Source organism: Lentzea sp. CA-135723, from assembly GCF_050936595.1.
Taxonomy (GTDB): domain Bacteria; phylum Actinomycetota; class Actinomycetes; order Mycobacteriales; family Pseudonocardiaceae; genus Lentzea.
The window spans coordinates 258,980-276,815 of record NZ_JBNJMK010000001.1 but is presented as its reverse complement, the minus strand read 5'-3'; the positions used below and the strand labels follow the sequence as shown (position 1 = coordinate 276,815).

General features: G+C 69.9%; 17 protein-coding genes. 9 read left to right on the top strand and 8 right to left on the bottom strand.

Annotation, left to right across the window (positions count from 1 at the left end; translation table 11 throughout):
- Window positions 1–2 precede the first annotated feature (2 nt).
- Window positions 3–914 (top strand): acyl-CoA dehydrogenase family protein, encoded by a 912-nt coding sequence (locus tag ACQEU1_RS01105; RefSeq protein ID WP_433195195.1) that lies wholly within the window; start codon window positions 3–5, stop codon window positions 912–914.
- 23 nt (window positions 915–937) lie between these two features.
- Here the strand turns inward: ACQEU1_RS01105 and ACQEU1_RS01100 are convergent, their stop codons facing one another.
- Both ACQEU1_RS01100 and ACQEU1_RS01095 read right to left on the bottom strand, forming a co-directional pair.
- Window positions 938–2,026 (bottom strand): NAD(P)H-dependent flavin oxidoreductase, encoded by a 1,089-nt coding sequence (locus ACQEU1_RS01100; protein WP_433195193.1) that lies wholly within the window; start codon window positions 2,024–2,026, stop codon window positions 938–940.
- The gene (locus tag ACQEU1_RS01095) at window positions 2,007–3,593 is read right to left on the bottom strand and encodes an acyl-CoA synthetase (protein ID WP_433195191.1); all 1,587 of its coding nucleotides are present in this window, start codon (window positions 3,591–3,593) and stop codon (window positions 2,007–2,009) included. Before ACQEU1_RS01095 ends, ACQEU1_RS01100 begins: the two co-directional genes overlap by 20 nt.
- 74 nt (window positions 3,594–3,667) lie before the next feature.
- Between ACQEU1_RS01095 and ACQEU1_RS01090 the strand changes: the two genes are divergently transcribed.
- Together ACQEU1_RS01090 and ACQEU1_RS01085 are read left to right on the top strand one after the other, a co-directional pair.
- A complete protein-coding gene (locus ACQEU1_RS01090) occupies window positions 3,668–4,459 on the top strand; it encodes a crotonase/enoyl-CoA hydratase family protein (protein ID WP_433195189.1) in 792 nt (263 codons plus the stop codon).
- A gap of 9 nt (window positions 4,460–4,468) precedes the next feature.
- On the top strand, window positions 4,469–5,188 hold the full coding sequence (locus tag ACQEU1_RS01085) for an HAD family hydrolase (RefSeq protein ID WP_433195187.1): 720 nt from the start codon (window positions 4,469–4,471) through the stop codon (window positions 5,186–5,188).
- On the opposite strand, the gene kstD is transcribed toward ACQEU1_RS01085, so the two are convergent.
- Genes kstD through ACQEU1_RS01065 form a run of 4 tightly spaced genes read right to left on the bottom strand, consistent with a single transcriptional unit; the run spans window position 5,185 to window position 9,895 of the window.
- Window positions 5,185–6,891, bottom strand: coding sequence for a 3-oxosteroid 1-dehydrogenase (kstD, locus tag ACQEU1_RS01080; RefSeq protein ID WP_433195185.1), 1,707 nt, complete (start codon window positions 6,889–6,891; stop codon window positions 5,185–5,187). The two genes, ACQEU1_RS01085 and kstD, sit on opposite strands and share 4 nt — an antisense overlap.
- Window positions 6,888–7,340: a pyridoxamine 5'-phosphate oxidase family protein gene (locus tag ACQEU1_RS01075; protein ID WP_433195182.1), complete on the bottom strand. Its 453-nt coding sequence runs from the start codon at window positions 7,338–7,340 to the stop codon at window positions 6,888–6,890. Before ACQEU1_RS01075 ends, kstD begins: the two co-directional genes overlap by 4 nt.
- The gene (locus ACQEU1_RS01070; RefSeq protein ID WP_433195180.1) at window positions 7,333–8,841 is read right to left on the bottom strand and encodes an acyl-CoA synthetase; all 1,509 of its coding nucleotides are present in this window, start codon (window positions 8,839–8,841) and stop codon (window positions 7,333–7,335) included. The genes ACQEU1_RS01075 and ACQEU1_RS01070 overlap by 8 nt, the downstream gene beginning before the upstream one ends.
- Before the next feature lie 25 nt (window positions 8,842–8,866).
- Window positions 8,867–9,895 carry an LLM class F420-dependent oxidoreductase gene (locus ACQEU1_RS01065; RefSeq protein ID WP_433195178.1) on the bottom strand — a complete coding sequence of 343 codons (1,029 nt, stop codon included), beginning with the start codon at window positions 9,893–9,895 and terminating at the stop codon, window positions 8,867–8,869.
- A gap of 45 nt (window positions 9,896–9,940) precedes the next feature.
- On the opposite strand from ACQEU1_RS01065, the gene ACQEU1_RS01060 reads away from it, so the two are divergent.
- Genes ACQEU1_RS01060 through ACQEU1_RS01040 form a run of 5 tightly spaced genes read left to right on the top strand, consistent with a single transcriptional unit; the run spans window position 9,941 to window position 14,384 of the window.
- Window positions 9,941–10,885, top strand: a complete 945-nt coding sequence (locus tag ACQEU1_RS01060; RefSeq protein ID WP_433195176.1) for a Zn-ribbon domain-containing OB-fold protein — start codon at window positions 9,941–9,943, stop codon at window positions 10,883–10,885.
- A 7-nt stretch (window positions 10,886–10,892) separates the two neighbouring features.
- On the top strand, window positions 10,893–11,948 hold the full coding sequence (locus ACQEU1_RS01055) for a thiolase domain-containing protein (protein ID WP_433195174.1): 1,056 nt from the start codon (window positions 10,893–10,895) through the stop codon (window positions 11,946–11,948).
- Complete coding sequence (locus ACQEU1_RS01050; protein ID WP_433195172.1) at window positions 11,948–13,090, top strand: thiolase domain-containing protein; 1,143 nt, start codon at window positions 11,948–11,950, stop codon at window positions 13,088–13,090. Before ACQEU1_RS01055 ends, ACQEU1_RS01050 begins: the two co-directional genes overlap by 1 nt.
- The gene (locus tag ACQEU1_RS01045; RefSeq protein ID WP_433195170.1) at window positions 13,087–13,947 is read left to right on the top strand and encodes a TIGR03619 family F420-dependent LLM class oxidoreductase; all 861 of its coding nucleotides are present in this window, start codon (window positions 13,087–13,089) and stop codon (window positions 13,945–13,947) included. The genes ACQEU1_RS01050 and ACQEU1_RS01045 overlap by 4 nt, the downstream gene beginning before the upstream one ends.
- A complete protein-coding gene (locus tag ACQEU1_RS01040) occupies window positions 13,944–14,384 on the top strand; it encodes a nuclear transport factor 2 family protein (protein ID WP_433195168.1) in 441 nt (146 codons plus the stop codon). Before ACQEU1_RS01045 ends, ACQEU1_RS01040 begins: the two co-directional genes overlap by 4 nt.
- 50 nt (window positions 14,385–14,434) lie before the next feature.
- Here ACQEU1_RS01040 and ACQEU1_RS01035 read toward each other — a convergent pair whose 3' ends face one another.
- A complete protein-coding gene (locus tag ACQEU1_RS01035) occupies window positions 14,435–15,661 on the bottom strand; it encodes a cytochrome P450 (RefSeq protein ID WP_433195166.1) in 1,227 nt (408 codons plus the stop codon).
- A 122-nt stretch (window positions 15,662–15,783) separates the two neighbouring features.
- Between ACQEU1_RS01035 and ACQEU1_RS01030 the strand changes: the two genes are divergently transcribed.
- Window positions 15,784–16,911, top strand: a complete 1,128-nt coding sequence (locus ACQEU1_RS01030; protein ID WP_433195164.1) for a steroid 3-ketoacyl-CoA thiolase — start codon at window positions 15,784–15,786, stop codon at window positions 16,909–16,911.
- Here ACQEU1_RS01030 and ACQEU1_RS01025 read toward each other — a convergent pair.
- A complete protein-coding gene (locus ACQEU1_RS01025; RefSeq protein WP_433195162.1) occupies window positions 16,895–17,830 on the bottom strand; it encodes a hypothetical protein in 936 nt (311 codons plus the stop codon). The two genes, ACQEU1_RS01030 and ACQEU1_RS01025, sit on opposite strands and share 17 nt — an antisense overlap.
- Between the last annotated feature and the right edge of the window lie 6 nt (window positions 17,831–17,836).

Here is a 17,836-nt window from a genome sequence, read left to right as displayed (position 1 = left end):
CCGTGGACTTCACCCCGACCGAGGCGCAGCGCGAACTGGCCGCGCTGACCCGCAAGATCCTCGACTCGTCCGACACGCCGTGGCCCGACCTGGTCAAGTCGGGGGTCGTGCCCGAGCAGCCGGACGAGTTCGGCGTCCTGGAGCAGTGCGCGGTGCTCGTCGAACTGGGCCGCGCGGTCTCCCCCGTGCCCTACCTGCCGACCGTGGTCGCGTCCTGCGCGCTCGCCGAGTTCGGCACCGCGGAACAGCGCGACCGCTGGCTCACGCCGGGAACCGTTCTGTCCGTCGCGTTGCAGGAGGCCGACGGCGTGCTGACGACCGTGCCGTTCGCCTCCGAAGCGGCGGCTTTCCTCGTCGCGCAGGGCGACCAGGTCGTCGTGGTCGCCGCGGAGGACCTGGATATCACGTCCCAGGAACTCCTCGACGGCTCGGAGGCGGGCTCGTTCGCGTGCACGGGCGGCGAGGTCGTCCCCGGCCTCACCCCGGACTGGCTGGTCACCCGCTACACGCTGGGGCTGTGCGCCCACCAGCTGGGCGTCACCGAACGCGCGCTGGAGCTGACGGCGGAGTACGCGCGGACCCGCGTGCAGTTCGAACGCCCGATCGGCAGCTTCCAGGCCGTGGCGCAACGCCTGGCCGACGCGTACATCGACGTGGCCGCGATCCGGCTCACGCTCTGGCAGGCCGCCTGGCGCCTCTCGGAGGGCCTCGACGCCGAGGCCGAGGTGGCGACCGCGAAGTTCTGGGCCGCCGACGCCGGGCACCGCGTGGCGCACACCGCCGTGCACGTCCACGGCGGCACCGGCATCGACATGAGCCACGACGTGCACCGCTACTTCACCGCGGCCAAGCGCGACGAGTTCGAGCTGGGCGGGGCGACCGCCCAGCTCCTGAAGCTCAGCGCCGTGATGTGATCGGGCGCGGGCCCGCCGGCGTGTCAGCGGGCCTTGTTCAGCCTCTCCACCGCCTGGTCGTACTCGCTCAGCAGGCCGGCCATGACCTCGGCGACCGGGCGCACCTCGTTCATCCGCCCGACGATCTGCCCCACCGGCATCGACACCACGGACGGGTCGCCCGAGCGGGCGATCCGGTGGTGCGCCTCGCTGACCAGCAGGTTCTGCAACGGCATCGGCAACGGCTCTGGCGCGTCCGGCTCCGTCCACGCCTCGGTCCAGCGGGTCTTGAGCAGCCGCGCCGGCTTGCCGGTGTAGACGCGGGTGCGCACGGTGTCGCTCGACCCGGCGGCGAGCAACGCCTCCTGCGTGCTGGAGTTGCCCAGCGCGTACTCGGCCGTGGTGAGCCAGCAGGAGCCCATCCACACGCCGGACGCGCCGAGCGCCAGCGCCGCGGCCGCCTGCCGGCCAGAGCCGATGCCCCCGGCGGCGAGCACCGGCACGTCGACCGCGTCGACGATCTCCGGCACGAGCACCATCGACGCGATCTCCCCGGTGTGGCCGCCCGCCTCGTACCCCTGTGCCACCACGATGTCGACGCCGTTGGCCACGTGCCGTCGCGCGTGCTCCGCCTTGCCCGCCAGCGCGGCCACCGGAACCCCTGCCGCGTGCACGCGTTCGATGACGTCGGCCGGTGGTGAGCCCAGTGCGTTCGCGATCAGCCGGATCGGGTGTTCGAGCGCGACGTCCACATGCGACCGCGCGACCGAGTGCAGCCAGCCGAGCACGCCCTCGCCGCCCTCGCCGTCGGGCAGCGGGGGCACGCCGAGCTTCAGCAACGTCTGCGCCACGAAGTCCTTGTGGCTCTGCGGGATGAGCCCGGCGAGGTCGATCTGCGTGCCCTCCGCCGGGATCTTCGCGGGCATGACGATGTCGACCCCGTACGGCTTGCCGCCGGTGTTCTCGTCCATCCACGTCAACGCGCGGTCGAGGTCCTCCGCGTCGTTGAACCGCACGCACCCGAGGACACCGAGCCCGCCCGCCCTGCTGATCGCCGCCGCCACGTGCTCGGACGGCGTGAAGCCGAAGACGGGGTGCTCGATGCCCAGCTCGTCACACAGGCTGGTGCGCATGGTCCTCCACGTGGCGCTTCGCCCACTGGTAGTCGGGTTTGCCGCTCGGGGTGCGGCCGATCTCGGGCACCAGCCACAACGACCGCGGCACCTTGTAGCCCGCGAGCGACTCGCGGACGTGAGCGTCCAGTTCGGACAGTGTCGGGGTGGCGCCGTCACGCGGCTGGACGATCGCGCCGACGCGCTGGCCGAGCAGGTCGTCCTGGATGCCGATCACGAGCGCGTCGAACACGTCGGGGTGCGACTTCAGCACGCCCTCGACCTCTTCTGGGAAGACCTTCTCGCCGCCGGTGTTGACGCAGGTGTTGCCGCGGCCCAGCAACGTGATGTCGCCGTCCTCCTCGAACCGGGCGAAGTCGCCGGGCACGGTGAACCGCCTGCCGTCGACCTCCACGAACATCCGGGCGGTCTTCTCGGGGTCCTTGTAGTAGCCGATCGGGATGTGGCCGCCGCGCGCCAGCTTGCCGATGACACCGGGCGACGGCTCCAGCCTGTTGCCGTCGTCGTCGATGACGATGGTGTCCTCGTTGAGCTTCACCTTGGTGCCGTCGGTCTTCACCATCTCCTTGGGCACCGCGCCGATGCCCGTGGACCCGGTCTCGCTCGACCCGATGGACTCCAGCAACGTCGTGTGCGGCAGGTGTTCGTGGTACTGCTTCTTCACCGTGTACGAGAAGAGCGCGGCGCTGCTGTTGAGGATGTAGAGCGACGAGGCGTCGTACGTGCCGCGCTGGAACTCCTCGATCAACGGCCGGCCCATCGCGTCCCCGGTGATCACGGCGACCTGGACCTTTTCCCGTTCGATCACCTGCCAGATCTCGACGGGGTCGAACTTGGGCACCAGCACCACCGTGCTGCCGCTGAACAACGCGCCGAGCACGGCCCACTGCGCGGCGCCGTGGATCAGCGGCGGCAGGCACAACCGGATCAGGCCGTAGTCCTTGCCGGCCCTCGCCTGGTGCCACTCGTCGGCCAGCCGTTCGCCGGTGACGAAGTCGATGCCGCCGCCGAGCGTGCGCCACACGTCCTCGTGCCGCCACATCACGCCCTTGGGCATGCCGGTCGTGCCGCCGGTGAAGAGGATGTAGAGGTCGTCGGGACTGCGCGGGGAGAAGTCGCGGTCACCCGATTCCTCGCTGAGCGCCGTCTCGTAGTCCGCGCCCTCGAACGACTCCTCGGTCTCGTCGTCGATCACGACGGTGTGGCCGGGCGCGCCGACCTCCGCGACCAGCGGCGCGTACCGCCGTTCGTGCACGAGAGCGGTCAGGTCCGCCTCTCCGAACAGGTATTGCAACTCGTTCTTGGTGTAGCGGTAGTTCACGTTGATGGCCACGGCACGCAGCTTGTAGACCGCGATCATGGCTTCGACCAGTTCGATCGAGTTGCGCGCGTAGAGGCCCACGTGCGCACCCTGCGTCACGCCGTTCTTTGCCAGGTGGTGAGCCAGTTTGTTGGCTCGCGACTCGAGCTCGGCGTAGGTGACCCTCTTGGCCCCGCACACGAGCGCGGTCCGGTCGGGCACGGTGTCGGCGGCGTGTTCAACGAGGTCTGCGACGTTGAGGGCCATAGCACGCAAAGTAGAACGTGTTACTGTTCTGGACAATCCCCCGTGCGGTCAGACTCGATCCAGGAGGCGTGCGAATGACGACCACGACAGAACCACACGCGTTGGTGGACCTCGTCGGCAACGTCCTGGTCGTCACGATGAACCGGCCGGAGGTCCGCAACGCCTTGTCCGGCCCCATGTTGGCCATCATGAAGGACGCCTGGGACCGCGTCGACGCCGATCCGGACGTCCGCGTCTGCGTCCTGACCGGCGCGGGCGGCTCGTTCTGCGCGGGCGCCGACCTCAAGGCGATGACGTCCAACCACCCCAGCGAGAACGCAGGCAAGTTCGACTTCTCCGTCATCGAACCACTGCTGAAAGGACGTCGATTGACGAAACCGCTCATCGCGGCGGTGGAAGGCCCCGCGGTCGCCGGCGGCACCGAGATCCTGCAGGCGACGGACATCCGGGTGGCGGGCGAGTCAGCGCGGTTCGGCGTCTCGGAGGCGCGCTGGGGCCTGTTCCCGATGGGCGGCTCCGCGGTCCGGCTGCCCCGGCAGATCCCGTACACCGTGGCGGCGGACCTGCTGCTGACCGGACGGCACATCAGGGCGGCGGAGGCCAAGGAGATCGGCCTGATCGGGCACGTGGTGCCGGACGGCCAGGCGCTGGACAAGGCCCTGGAGCTGGCCGGGCTGATCACGGCCAACGGACCCATCGCGGTCCAGAAGATCCTGCAGACCATGCGGGAGACCGAGGTCATGCACGAGAACGAGGCGTTCACAGTGGACGCGCGGCTCGGCATGGAGGTGTTCTCCAGCGAGGACGCCAAGGAGGGGCCGCGGGCGTTCGCGGAGAAGCGCAAGCCGGAGTTCAAGGGTCGTTAGCATCGCCCTGTGAGCCCTGTTGTCATCATCGACCTCGACGACTGCCTGATCCCGGACGGCGCGGCGGCCCGTGCCGCCATCGCCGCCGTCCTCGGCGAACTCGCCCTCGAGGCGACCGACCACGCGGTCGACGTCGTGCTCGCCGCGGCCCGCAGGGAGTGGCGCGAGAACCGGACCGCCACGCACCGCGAGGTCGAACGGGTCGCGTCCTGGGAGGCGCTCTGGGCCGACTTCCACGAACTGCCGATGCCGCAGGAGATCGTCGAGGCGTTGGTGGGCAACGACGTGCGGGCGTGGCGGCTGGCGTTGGCGGATCTGGGCAGCGCCGCCGACGCTCAGACCGCCGCAGCGGCGTTCCGGCGGCTGCGCAGCGCTCTGGTGCGGCCGTTCCCCGGTGTCGAGTCCGCTTTGGACTCACTGGTCGAGCGGCACGAGCTGTGGCTCGCCACCGACGGCTGCCGGTCGTTGCAGCGCGCCAAGATCCGGCTGTCGGGGCTGGCCGGCAGGTTCGCGCGGGTGTTCGTGTCGGGGGAGGTCGGACATCCCAAGGGCACGCCGGGGTTCACCGACGCGGTCAGGACGGCGCTGACGGACGGCAGGACCGTGTGCCTGGTCGCGGGCGACAGCACGACCACCGATCTCCTGCTGGCGGAGACCGGTGGCTGGCCGTTCGTGCGGATCACCGAGCAGCTGCGGTTCGCCGACGTGCCTGCCTACTGCCGCTGCTAGAGGTCGTTGGCCGCGATGTAGCCGAACGTCATGGCGGGGCCGATGGTCGAGCCCGCCCCGGCGTAGCTGCGGCCCATCACGGCCGAGCTCACGTTGCCCGCCGCGTACAGGCCGGGGATGACCGAGCCGTCCGGCCGCAGCACGCGGGCGCGGGCGTCGGTGACGAGGCCTCCCTTGGTGCCGAGGTCGCCGGGCACGATCTTGAACGCGTAGAACGGCGCGAGCCACAGCGGGGCCAGGCACGAGTTCGGGAAGACGGCCGGGTCGGTGTAGTAGTGGTCGTAGGCGCTGTCGCCGCGGTGGAAGTCCGCGTCGCGGCCGGTCATGGCCTGGCCGTTGAAGCGGCTGACGGTCGACTTCAGGGCGGCGCCCGGCACGCCGATGGCTGCGGCGAGGCCGTCCAGCGACCAGTTCTTCACCACCGCGCCGGACTGGTACCAGCCGTCCGGGAGCGGCAGGGCCGGGGCCACGTCGGCGAAGAGGTAGCGGTTGCGGTAGTTCTGGTCGACGATGAGCCAGGCCGGGATGCACGGGTCGGTGGGGTTCTTGTCGTACATGGTGTGCACGACGTCGCTGTAGGGCCCTGCCTCGTTGACGAAGCGCCTGCCCGCCGCGTTGATCATCAGGCCGCCGGGCAGGGTGCGTTCTGCCAGGCAGAAGTACGGTGAGCCCGGGGTCGGGATGGCAGGACCCCACCAGGCATCGTCCATCAGGTCCACGGCGGCGCCCGCGCGCAGGCCCGCGCGGTGGCCGTCGCCGGTGTTCTCGCGAGCGCCGACCGTCCACTGCGTACCGATGGGCTGGCGCTGGTACTGGGCGCGCATGGCCGCGTTGTGCTCGAAGCCGCCGGAGCCCATGATCACGCCACGGCGGGCGCGCACGGCTCCGCGTGAGGTCAGCACGCCGCGGACGGCGCCGTTCTCCACGATCAGGTCTTCCAGGCCGGTGTTGAGCCACACCGGCACCCCGGACTGCAGGAGCCCCGCCCGCAGGCCTCCCGCCAGCGCCTGGCCCATCGTCAGCGGCTTCTGGCCCGCCAGTGCGGCCGCGGTGCCCCGTGCCAGCGCCGCCGCGGCCGTCGCCGCGCCCTTCGCGTTCACCAGCGCCAGCGCGAGCCACTTGTAGTCGGCGCCGTAGATCACCAGGCCGGCGGGCGGGGTCAGGTACGGGGCGTTGAGGTTGGCCAGTTCGGCACCGAGGACGCGGCCGTCGAGCACCTCCGGTTCGATCGAGCGGCCCCGCGCGATGCCGCCGGGGAGCTCGGGGTAGTAGTCGCTGTAGCCGTCCATGTGCCGGAACCGCAACGGGCTGTTGCGCATGACGAACGAGATCATCTGCGGCCCGGCCGCGAGATACGCCTGCTGCCGCGCCAGCGGGATGTCGCCGACGACCGCCGCCAGGTACTGGGCGGCCTTCGCGGGGGTGTCCGGGATGCCGGCCGCGAGGATGATCTCGTTGTTCGGGATCCAGATGCCCGCGCCGGACCGCGCCGCCGAGCCGCCGTAGGTCGGCGCCTTCTCGACGACCACGCAGCTCAGCCCGCGCTTGGCGGCGGTCAGCGCGGCGGTCATGCCCGCCGCTCCGGCGCCGACCACCACGACGTCGAACTCACCGAGGTCGGCCGACGCCACCCCGGTCTTGACCAGTCCCGAGGCCAGCGCGAGCCCGGCTCCGGCGAGCACCTGACGGCGGTTCAGGGTCATGGGGTCGCTCCCGACATCGTCTTGCGGTGGTCCCAGCTGGCGGTCCTGGTCGGACGGAAGATCACGGCGACGCGCCTCGCCATCGCCTTCTTCAACGCATCACGCGCGGCCGGGTCGTCGCCGACCTCGCCGAAGTTGCGCGCCACCACGGCGTCCACGACCGGGCCGAGGTCGGTGAACTCGGTGACGCCCTCCATGTGCACGCCGCGCAGCTGGTCGTAGGACTCGCCGGTCTCGGCCAGCACGCTGCAGCGCGGATCCCGTCGCAGGTTCAGGATCTTCTGCGACTTGCGGTCCGTGCAGAAGACGATCTCGCCGTCCACCCACGCGAACCACATCGGCGCGAGGTGCGGCAGCCCGTTCCGGCCGATCGTGGCCACGATCAACGTCTTCTGCCCGCGCAGGAACTCCTCGACCTCGCCGGCCGACATCCTGATCGCGTCACGCATCGCGCAGCTTCCGCTTGTACAGCTTGCCGTTCGGGTCGCGTGGCAGCTCCGCCCGGTACTCGACGGTCCGCGGCAGCTTGAACTTGGCGAGCCGGGTCCCGGCGAACTCCAGCAGTTCCTCGGTCAACGCGTCGTCGCCGGCCACCCCGTCGGCCGGCTGCACCACGGCCTTGATCGACTCGCCCCAGTCCGGGTGCGGCACCCCGAACACCGCCACGTCCGCGACCTTCGGGTGGCAGATCAGCTCACCCTCGATCTCGGCGGGGTAGATGTTCACACCGCCGGAGATGATCATGTCGTTCTTGCGGTCGCACAGGAACAGGTAGCCGTCCTCGTCGAGGTACCCGATGTCCTGCAACGTGAACAGCTTGCCGACGCGCGCGGCCCGGGTCTTCTCCTCGTCCTTGTGGTACTCGAACGTCGAGGTGCCCATCCGCATGTAGACGAGCCCCTGCTCCCCCACCGGCAGCTCGGTGCCGTCCTCGCCGAGGATCTTGATCTCGGACGTCGGCCACGGCAGCCCGACGGATCCGGGCTTCTTCAGCCATTCCTGCGCGGTGATCGCCGTGCCACCGCCCTCCGTGGCCGCGTAGTACTCGATCACGACCGGCCCCCACCAGTCGAGCATGCGGCGCTTGACTTCGAGGGGGCACGGCGCCGCGCCGTGGATCATCGACCGCAGCGACGACATGTCGTAGCGCGCCTTGACGTCGTCCGGCAAAGCCAGCAGCCGGTGGAACTGGGTCGGCACCATGTGGCTGTGGGTGACCTTGTACCGCTCGATCAGCCGCAGCATCTCCTCGGGCGACCAGTGGTCCATCAGCACGGCGGTGTGGCCCAGCTGGATCGAGATGGTCACGAAGTTCAGCACGGCCGTGTGGTAGAGCGGTGATCCGCACAGGTGCACGTGCCCGTCGTGCGGCTTGATCCCGAAGATGCCGAAGAACCAGGCTGCGTTCGGGGGCACGTCGTCCGGGTCGGCGCCGGTCAACGGCCTGCGCACACCCTTCGGCCGTCCGGTCGTGCCGGAGGTGTAGAGCATCGGCGAGCCGGTCGTGCGGCCGTCGGGCCTGCCCTCGCCCTCACGGAGTTCGCTCAACGGCGTGAACCCGTCGATCTCCCCGACCGCGAACCGTGCTTCAACAGGCAGACTCGCGGCGGCCTCCACGGCGGCGGCCGCGAACCGTTCGTGCGCCACGACGGCCTTGGCGCCGCTGTCCTGCACGAGGTACGCGACCTCGGCCCCGGTCAGGTGCCAGTTGGCCATCACGACGTAGAGGCCCGTCTGGTAGGCGGCGAAGTACACCGCGACCAGTTCGGCGCTGTTGGGCAGCATCAGCACGACGCTGTCACCGGGGTTCAGGCCCAGGGCCCGGAACCCGCGCCCGTAGCGGTTCGCGTCGGCGGCGAGCTCGGAGTAGGTGATCTCGCGACCGCTCGGACCGACCAGCGCGGTCAGGTCCGGCTGATCGGCGGCGATGTTCCAGAGTCCTGTGACCACACCCTCAAAGTAGAACGCGTTTCACCTACTGACAAGCCTCAGCGACGGCCTTGATAGAGGCAACGTCGCGACAGCCGACGAGCAGTGTCGTGACGCCCGCCTTCTCCCACCGGCGGACCTCCTCGCGCACCTGCTCGGCCGTTCCGACGATGCTGATCTCGGACACCAGCTCGTCCGGAACCACCTGCGCCGCCTCGTCCTTGCGCCCGGCCTGGAAGAGCCTGCCGACGTCCTGCACGACCTCGCCGTAGCCCATGCGCGTGAACACCTCGGCGTGGAAGTTCATGCCGGGCGCGCCCATTCCGCCGATGTACAAAGCGACGAAGGGCTTCAGCATCGCCCTCACCGCCCCGGGATCGTCCGTCACGACGACCTGGCACGTGGCCGCGACCTCGAAGTTCTCCCTGCTCCGACCGGACTTGGTGAACCCGTCGTCGAGCCACTCGTTGTACATGTCGGCAAGCCGCGGCGCGTAGTAGATGGCGAGCCAGCCGTCCGCGATCTCCGACGTCAGCGCGACGTTCTTCGGCCCCTCCGCCCCGAGCCAGATGGGCAGGTCAGGGCGCAGCGGATGGGTGATGGGCTTCAGCGGTTTGCCGAGCCCCAGCGCCCCAGGTCCCTGATACGGCAACGGGTAGTGCGGCCCGTCGTTGCGGACGGGCGCCTCGCGTGCCATGACCTGACGCAGGATCGACACGTACTCCCTGGTCCTGGCCAGGGGTTTCGCGAACGGCCGCCCGTACCAGCCCTCCACGACCTGCGGCCCGGACACGCCGAGCCCGAGGATGAACCGCCCGCCCGACAGATGGTCCAGCGTCAGCGCGTGCATCGCGCACGCGGCCGGCGTGCGGGCCGACATCTGCACGACGGACGTCCCCAGCCGCACCCTCGAAGTCTCGGATCCCCACCACGCCAACGGGGTGAACGCGTCCGAGCCCCACGCCTCGGCGGCGAACACCGCGTCGAAGCCGAATTCCTCCGCCGCCGCCACGAGTTCGGCGGCGTTGTGAGGCGGCCGAGCGCCCCAGTACCCGAGCTGCAGACCGAGCTTCATGCACCCATCTTGCCACCATTTCGAGAACCTGTTTCACTTTGATCTGTGACTCGGCCGCTGAGTGCTCCGCTCGACGTTGGCTTCGACTACACACGCTCCCTCGGCCCGACGCTGGGCCGGTTCCTCTCGGATCTGCGGCGCCGCAGGGTGACCGGGATCCGCGGCAGCGACGGGCGCGTGCACGTGCCGCCGCTCGAGTACGACCCCGTGACCGCCGAACGCCTCCACGAGTTCGTGGACGTGGCGGCGACCGGTGTCGTGCGCGGGTGGTCGTGGATTCCCGAGCCCCTCGAAGGACAGCCGCTCGACCGGCCGTTCGCGTGGGCGCTGATCCAGCTCGACGGCGCGGACACCTCGCTGCTGCACGCCGTTGACGCGGGCACGCCGGACCAGATCGCCACGGGCGCCCGCGTGCGGGTGCGATGGCGCGGCGAACGCGTCGGCGCGATCACCGACATCGAGTGCTTCGAACTCTCCGACGAGCCCGCCGACGAACCCGTGGAGGCGGACGACGTCACGATGGTGACCACGCCGGTCAACCTGCACTACACGCACTCGGCGTCGCCGACAGAGGACCCGTTCCTGCGCGGCCTCATGGAGGGCAGGCTGCTCGGCCAGCGCTGCCCCCAGTGCGAGAAGGTCTACTTCCCGCCGCGCCCTGCCTGCCCGACCGACGGCGTGCCGACGACGGACCAGGTCGAGCTCGCCGACCGCGGCACGATCACGACGTTCTGCGTGGTCAACGTCCCGTTCCTGGGCCAGCGCATCCCGCCGCCGTACGTCTCGGCGTACGTGCTGCTCGACGGCGCGGACATCCCGTTCCTGCACCTGCTGCTCGGCGTCGCGCCGGAGGACGTGCGGATGGGCATGCGCGTCGAGGGCGTGTGGAAGCCGCGCGAGGAGTGGGGCCCGACGATGCAGAACATCGACCACTTCAAGCCGTCCGGCGAGCCGGACGCGCCGTTCGACTCCTACTCCCAGCACCTGTGAGGCTCGCGTGCGTGACATTGCGGTAGTCGGCTTCGCGCAGACGCCCTGCGTGCGCGAGACCGACGGCACCACCAACGGTGTCGAGATGCTGGTCCCGATCTTCCACGAGGTGCTCGGCGGCCTCGGGCTCACCAAGACCGACATCGGGTTCTGGTGCTCCGGCTCGTCGGACTACCTGGCGGGCCGCGCGTTCTCGTTCGTCTCCGCGGTCGACGCCATCGGCGCGTTCCCGCCGATCGCCGAGTCGCACGTGGAGATGGACGCCGCGTGGGCCCTGTACGAGGCGTGGGTCAAGCTGCTCTGCGGCGAGATCGACACCGCTCTCGTCTACGGCTTCGGCAAGTCGTCGGCCGGTGAGCTCCGCCGGGTGATGGCGATGCAGCTCGACCCGTACCTCGTCACTCCACTGTGGCCGGACACGCTCGGCCTCGCCGGCATCCAGGCGCGGATGGGCATCGAGAACGGCCTGTGGGACGAACGCGCCATGGCCGCCGTGGCGGCGCAGAGCCGCAAGAACGCTCTCGCCAACCCGCTGGCGCAGCTGTCCGGCGAGGTCGAGGCGGACGAACTGCTCACCCTGCCGTACGTCGCGGACCCGTTGCGGCGCCACGACTGCGCCCCGATCACGGACGGCGCGGCCACGATCGTGCTGGCCGCCGGCGACCGGGCCCGCGAGCTGTGCGAACGCCCGGCGTGGATCACCGGCTTCGAGCACCGCACCGACTCGCCGTCGTTCGGCACCCGCGACCTGACGACCTCGCCGTCGACCGTCGCCGCGGGCAAGGCCGCCGGCGTGGACGACGTGCAGGTGGCCGAGCTGCACGCGCCGTTCACCCACCAGGAGATCCTGCTGCGCCAAGCCCTCGGGCTCGGCGACGACGTGAGCGTCAACCCGTCCGGCGGCGTGCTCGCGGGCAACCCGATGTTCTCCGCCGGTCTCGCCCGCATCGGCGAAGCCGCCCGCCGCATCCACGACGGCTCGGCCACCAAGGTCCTCGGCCACGCCACCAGCGGCCCCCTGCTCCAACAGAACCTCGTCTGCGTCATGGAAGGGCGTGCGTGATGCGACCGGCAGCAGTGGTCGGCACCGGCCAGACGCACCACGCGGCCAAGCGCCTCGACGTGTCGATGGCGGGCCTGTGCCGCGAGGCGATCGACCGCGCGATGGCCGACGCGGGCGTCGACTGGCCCGACATCGACGCCGTGGTCCTGGGCAAGGCACCTGACCTGTTCGAGGGCGTCATGATGCCCGAGCTCTTCCTGGCCGACGCCCTCGGCGCCGTCGGCAAACCGTTGCTGCGCGTGCACACCGCGGGCTCGGTGGGCGGCAGCACCGGCAACGTGGCCGCCTCCCTGGTCCAGTCCGGCGTGCACAACCGCGTGCTGGCCGTGGCGTTCGAGAAGCAGTCCGAGTCGAACGCCATGTGGGCGCTCTCCGTGCCGACCCCGTTCACCATGCCAGTGCACGCGGGCGCGGGCGGTTACTTCGCCCCGCACGTCCGCTCCTACATCCGCCGCGCGAGCGCACCCGAGCACATCGGCGCGATGGTGGCCGCCAAGGACCGCCGCAACGGCGCCAAGAACCCGTACGCGCACCTCAAACAACCCGACATCACCGTGGAATCGGTCCAAGCCTCCACCATGCTGTGGGACCCGATCCGCTACGACGAGACCTGCCCGTCGTCGGACGGCGCCTGCGCGGTGGTCATCTCCTCCGAACCCACCTCGGGCAAGGCGGCCTGGATCCGTGCCACGGCGATGCGCACCGAGCCGACGACGTTCGCCGGACGCGACCAGGTCAACCCGCGGGCAGGCCGCGACGCCGCACGGGCGTTGTGGAAGCAGGCGGGCATCACCGACCCGCTGTCCGAAGTGGACGCCGCCGAGATCTACGTGCCGTTCTCCTGGTTCGAGCCGATGTGGCTGGAAAACCTGGGTTTCACCGACATCGGCCAGGGCTGGAAGCTCACCGAGGCGGGCGAGACCGAGATCGGCGGACGGCTGCCGGTGAACCCGAGCGGCGGTGTCCTGTCGTCCAACCCGATCGGCGCCTCGGGCCTGCTGAGGTTCGCCGAAGCCGCCATGCAGGTGATGGGCACGGCCGGGGATCACCAGGTGGACGGCGCACGAGTAGCCCTGGGCCACGCCTACGGCGGCGGCTCCCAGTTCTTCGCCATGTGGGTAGTCGGATCGGAGAAGCCGTGAAGTTCACCGTAGGCATCGCCATGAGCCCGCTGGACCAGCTGACCGAGCTGGCCCAGTGCGCCGAGGAGTGCGGCTACGCCTCGATAGCCCTGCCGGACTCCCTCTTCTTCTCCGAGAAGGTCTCCGCCGACTACCCGTACACCCCGGACGGCTCCCGGATGTGGAACGCCGACACCCCGTGGGTGGACCCGTTCGTGGCGGCCGCGGCGATGGGCGCCGTCACCTCGCGCATCCACTTCTACACCCAGGTCCTGAAACTGGGCTCCCGCAACCCGTTGCTGCTGGCCCGCCAGGTCGGCTCGGTGGCGCACATGACCGGCAACCGCTTCGGCTTCGGCGTGGGCCTCGGCTGGTCGCCGGAGGAGTTCGAGTGGTGCGGCGTGCCGTTCAAGAACCGCGGCCCGCGGGTCGACGAGATGATCGACATCCTCAAGCTCGTGCTGGCCGGCGGCATGGTCGAGTACCACGGCGACTACTTCGACTTCGACCGCCTGCAGATGTCCCCCGCCCCCACCTCCCCGGTCCCGTTCTACGTGGGCGGGCACACCCAGGCCGCGTTGAAGCGCGCGGCCAGGGTCGGCGACGGCTGGACCTCGGCGATGATCAAGTTCGAGGAGCTCAAGCAGGTCATCGCGACGCTCGACGACCTGGGCGCGTTCGAGAGGCCGTTCGAGATCCAGGCCGTGTGCATCGACCGGTTCGGGCTCGACGGCTACAAGCAGCTGGCCGAGGTCGGCGTGACCGACACGATCGTGGTGCCGTGGCTGTTCTACGGCGTCGGGTTCGACGGCAGCCTCCAGGCCAAGAAGGACGGACTTCGGCGCTTCGCCGACGAGGTGATCGGAGAGTTCGCGTGACCGCAGTGACCTGGACGGCGTCCAAGACCGAAACCCCGGCCCGCGTGGCTTCCTGGCGTTCCATGGAAGCCGTGTCGAGCGGCAAGAAGGACGAGTGGCTCGCCCTGTTCGCCGAGGACGCCGTCGTCGAGGACCCGGTGGGGCCGTCGATGTTCGACGCCGAGGGCAAGGGCCACCACGGCAAGGAGGCGATCGCGGCGTTCTGGGACCTCGCGATCGCCAACGTGGAGCGGTTCGAGTTCGCGATCCACGACTCGTTCGCGGCCGGCAGCGAGTGCGCGAACGTGGGGACGATCAGCGCGTTCCTGCCCGGCAACGCCCGCGTCGACACCGAAGGCGTGTTCGTCTACCACGTGGGCGAGGACGGGCTGATCAAGTCGATGCGGGCGTTCTGGGAGACCGAACGCGCGATGGCGACCTTGCGCGTCGAGTCCTAGAGAAGGACCGAGGGCCCCTCCGCGACACCGGAGGGGCCCTCGGTCGTCTTTCACGCGTACTGGACGCGGAACTCCTTGATCCCGTTGAGCCAGCCCGACCGCAGCCGCCGCGGCTCGGCCACCTGCCTGATGTTCGGCATGGCGTCGGCGATCGCGTTGAAGATCAGGTCGATCTCCAGCCTGGCGAGGTTCGCGCCGATGCAGAAGTGCGCACCGCTGCCACCGAAACCGAGGTGCGGGTTGGGGTCGCGGGAGATGTCGAACGTCTCCGGCGACTCGAACACCTCCTCGTCGAAGTTGGCCGACGAGTAGAACATCCCGACCCGTTGCCCCTGCTTGATCTCCACCCCGCCGAGCTCGGTGTCGGCCATCGCCGTGCGCTGGAACGACACCACCGGCGTGGCCCACCGGACGATCTCGTCGCCCGCCGTGGCCGGCCGCTCGGCCTTGAACTTCTCCCACTGCTCGGGGTGGTCGAAGAAGGCCTTCATGCCGTGCGTGATGGCGTTGCGCGTGGTCTCGTTGCCCGCCACCGCCAGCAGCAGGACGAAGAACCCGAACTCCTCCGACGCGAGCCCGGCGCCGTCCACGTCCGCCTGCACGAGCTTCGTGACGATGTCCTGGCGCGGGCACTTGCGCCGGTCCTCCGCCATCGTCCACGAGTACCCCAGCAGCTCGGTGGCCGCGGTCAACGGCTCGATCTCGAACTCGGGGTCGTCGTAGGCGATCATCTGGTTGGACCAGTCGAAGATCTTGCGCCGGTCGTCCTGCGGAATCCCGATCAGCTCCGCGATGGCCTGCAACGGCAGCTCGCAGGCGACGTCGGACACGAAGTCCCCGCTGCCCTTCTCCAGCGCCTCGGCCACGATCCGCTCGGCCCGCGACGCCAGCGCCTCTCGCAGCGAGCTGACCGCCCGCGGGGTGAACCCGCGCGACACGATCGCACGCTGCTTGGTGTGCGTCGGCGGGTCCATGTTCAGCAGCAACAACCGCTGCATCTCGATGTTGTCGCGCGGCATGTCCTCCTTGAACCGGATGATCGCCGTGTTCTCGCGGCTGGAGAACAGCTCGCTGTTGCGCGAGACCTCCTTGACGTCGCGGTGCTTCGTCACCACCCAGAAGCCGTCGTCCGGGAACCCCGCCGATCCCTGCGGGATGGAGTTCCACCAGATCGGCGCGGTCTGTCGCAGTTCGGCGAACTCCTCGAACGGCAGCCGACTCGCGTACATGTCGGGGTCGGTGAAGTCGAAGCCTTCCGGGATGCGCGGCTTGCCCACAGGCACCTCCTAGGTGGAACGCGTTCTAACCGATTCAAACACGCTTGCGGCTTGTGCTGAAGCCCCCACACGGCCAATCTGGAGCCTGACAGGAACGTGTTCTAGTTGCCGAGGAGGCTCGCGTGGGCAGTCCGGTGATCGTGGGAGCGGTGCGCACGCCCATCGGCAGGCGCAACGGCTGGTTGTCCGGCCTGCACGCCGCCGAGCTCCTCGGCGCGGCGCAGCGAGGTCTTCTTGACAGGACCGGCGTTGATCCGTCCACGATCGAACAGGTCATCGGCGGCACGGTCACCCAGGCGGGCGAGCAGTCCAACAACATCACCCGGACGGCCTGGCTGCACGCCGGGCTGCCGCAGACCACCGGCTGCATGACGGTCGACGCCCAGTGCGGGTCGGCGCAGCAGTCCACGCACCTGATCGCCGGGCTGATCGCGGCGGGCGCGATCGACGCCGGCATCGCGTGCGGGGTCGAGGCGATGAGCCGGGTGCCGTTGCGCGCCAACGTCGGTGAGACCGGCATGCCGCGGCCCGAGTCGTGGACGATCGACCTGCCCAACCAGTTCGTGGCGGCCGAACGGATCGCGGAACGGCGGGGCATCGGCCGCGAGGAGGTCGACCGGTTCGGCGTGCAGTCGCAGAACCGCGCGCGCAACGCGTGGGCGGCGGGCAGGTTCACCGCCGAGGTCGTGCCGGTGAAGGTCGGCGAGGACCTCGTCGACACCGACCAGGGCCTCCGGGAGACCAGCCTCGAGGCACTCGCCGCGCTCAAGCCCGTCGTGCCGGACGGCGTGCACACGGCAGGCACGTCGTCGCAGATCTCGGACGGCGCCTCGGCCGTCATGGTCGTGTCGGAGGAGTTCGCGCTGGCCCACGGCCTGAGGCCACGAGCCCGGATCGTCACGCAGTGCCTGATCGGCTCGGACCCTTACTACCATCTCGACGGCCCGGTCGACGCCACCGCGCGCCTGCTCCAGCGCAGCGGCATGAAGATGGCCGACATCGACCTGTTCGAGGTCAACGAGGCGTTCGCGTCCGTCGTGCTGTCGTGGGCGTCGGTGCACCGGCCGAACCTGGACCGGGTCAACGTCAACGGCGGCGCCATCGCGATCGGTCACCCGGTCGGCAGCACCGGCACGCGGTTGATCACGACCGCGCTGCACGAACTGGAGCGCCGGGACGCCTCCACCGCGCTCATCACGATGTGCGCGGGCGGTGCGCTGGCCACCGGCACGATCATCGAACGGATCTGAACGGGAACGGCGTCCGCCTGCTCTCGTGCTGGAACCGCCGGTAGAAGTCCTTCATGACCGCGGCGACGTCGTTGTGCCGGTTCAGGATCTCGGCGATGCGCGGCGGAACCCCTTCCCGGCGCAACGCGTGCGCGAACCACATCACCAGGTGCGTGACGGTGTAGTGGCGGTCGTAGTCCCGATGCTCGGCGAAGAACGCGATCTCCTCCTCGGACAGGTCGAACGCGGAGGAGATCGCGAGCCCGTAGTCGGCGAAGTACAGGCGTGACCCGTCGGTCAGCACGTTCTGGAAGTGGCCGTCGAAGTGCAGCAGCCCCTTCGAGCCCATGAAGTCCACCCCGGCCGCCAGCTCCCGTTCGACCGTCTCGCAGGCGTCTTCGAGATCGTCCAGGCCGTTCAGCCAGTCGTGCAGGTTGTGCGGAAACCACTCCAGGAACAACGCGATGCTCGACGTCGAGGCCCGCAACGCCTCGATCCGCGGACCGACCTCCGGCCCCCAGTAGCCGACGGCCTGCTCCAGCTCGTCCGACAACGTCTGGTCCGGATGCGGCAGCACCCGCCAGTGGTACATCAGCGGAAAACCCTCGTACGAACCCTCCACCACCCACGACGTGGTCATGGTGTGCACGGCCAGTTCGCGCCACGCGCCGAAACCCGCCGCGCCGACCAACCCGACGCCGTAGTGCGCGTGCATCGGCAGGTCGCAGAGGTTCGCCGTCGAGCCGGGGTTCTCCAGCTCCAACGAGGTCAGCGGCAACCGCTTCACGAACACCCGCGTGCCCCCGACCTCCAGCAACGCCGTGGGCCCGCCGATCCCCGCACTCGCCGGCTCGGCGCGTTCCACCAGCTCGGCGAGCTCCGAGTCGCTCAACGCCGACAGCGCGCCGGAAACCAAGGCGTACGTGTCCAGTCGGGTCACATGATC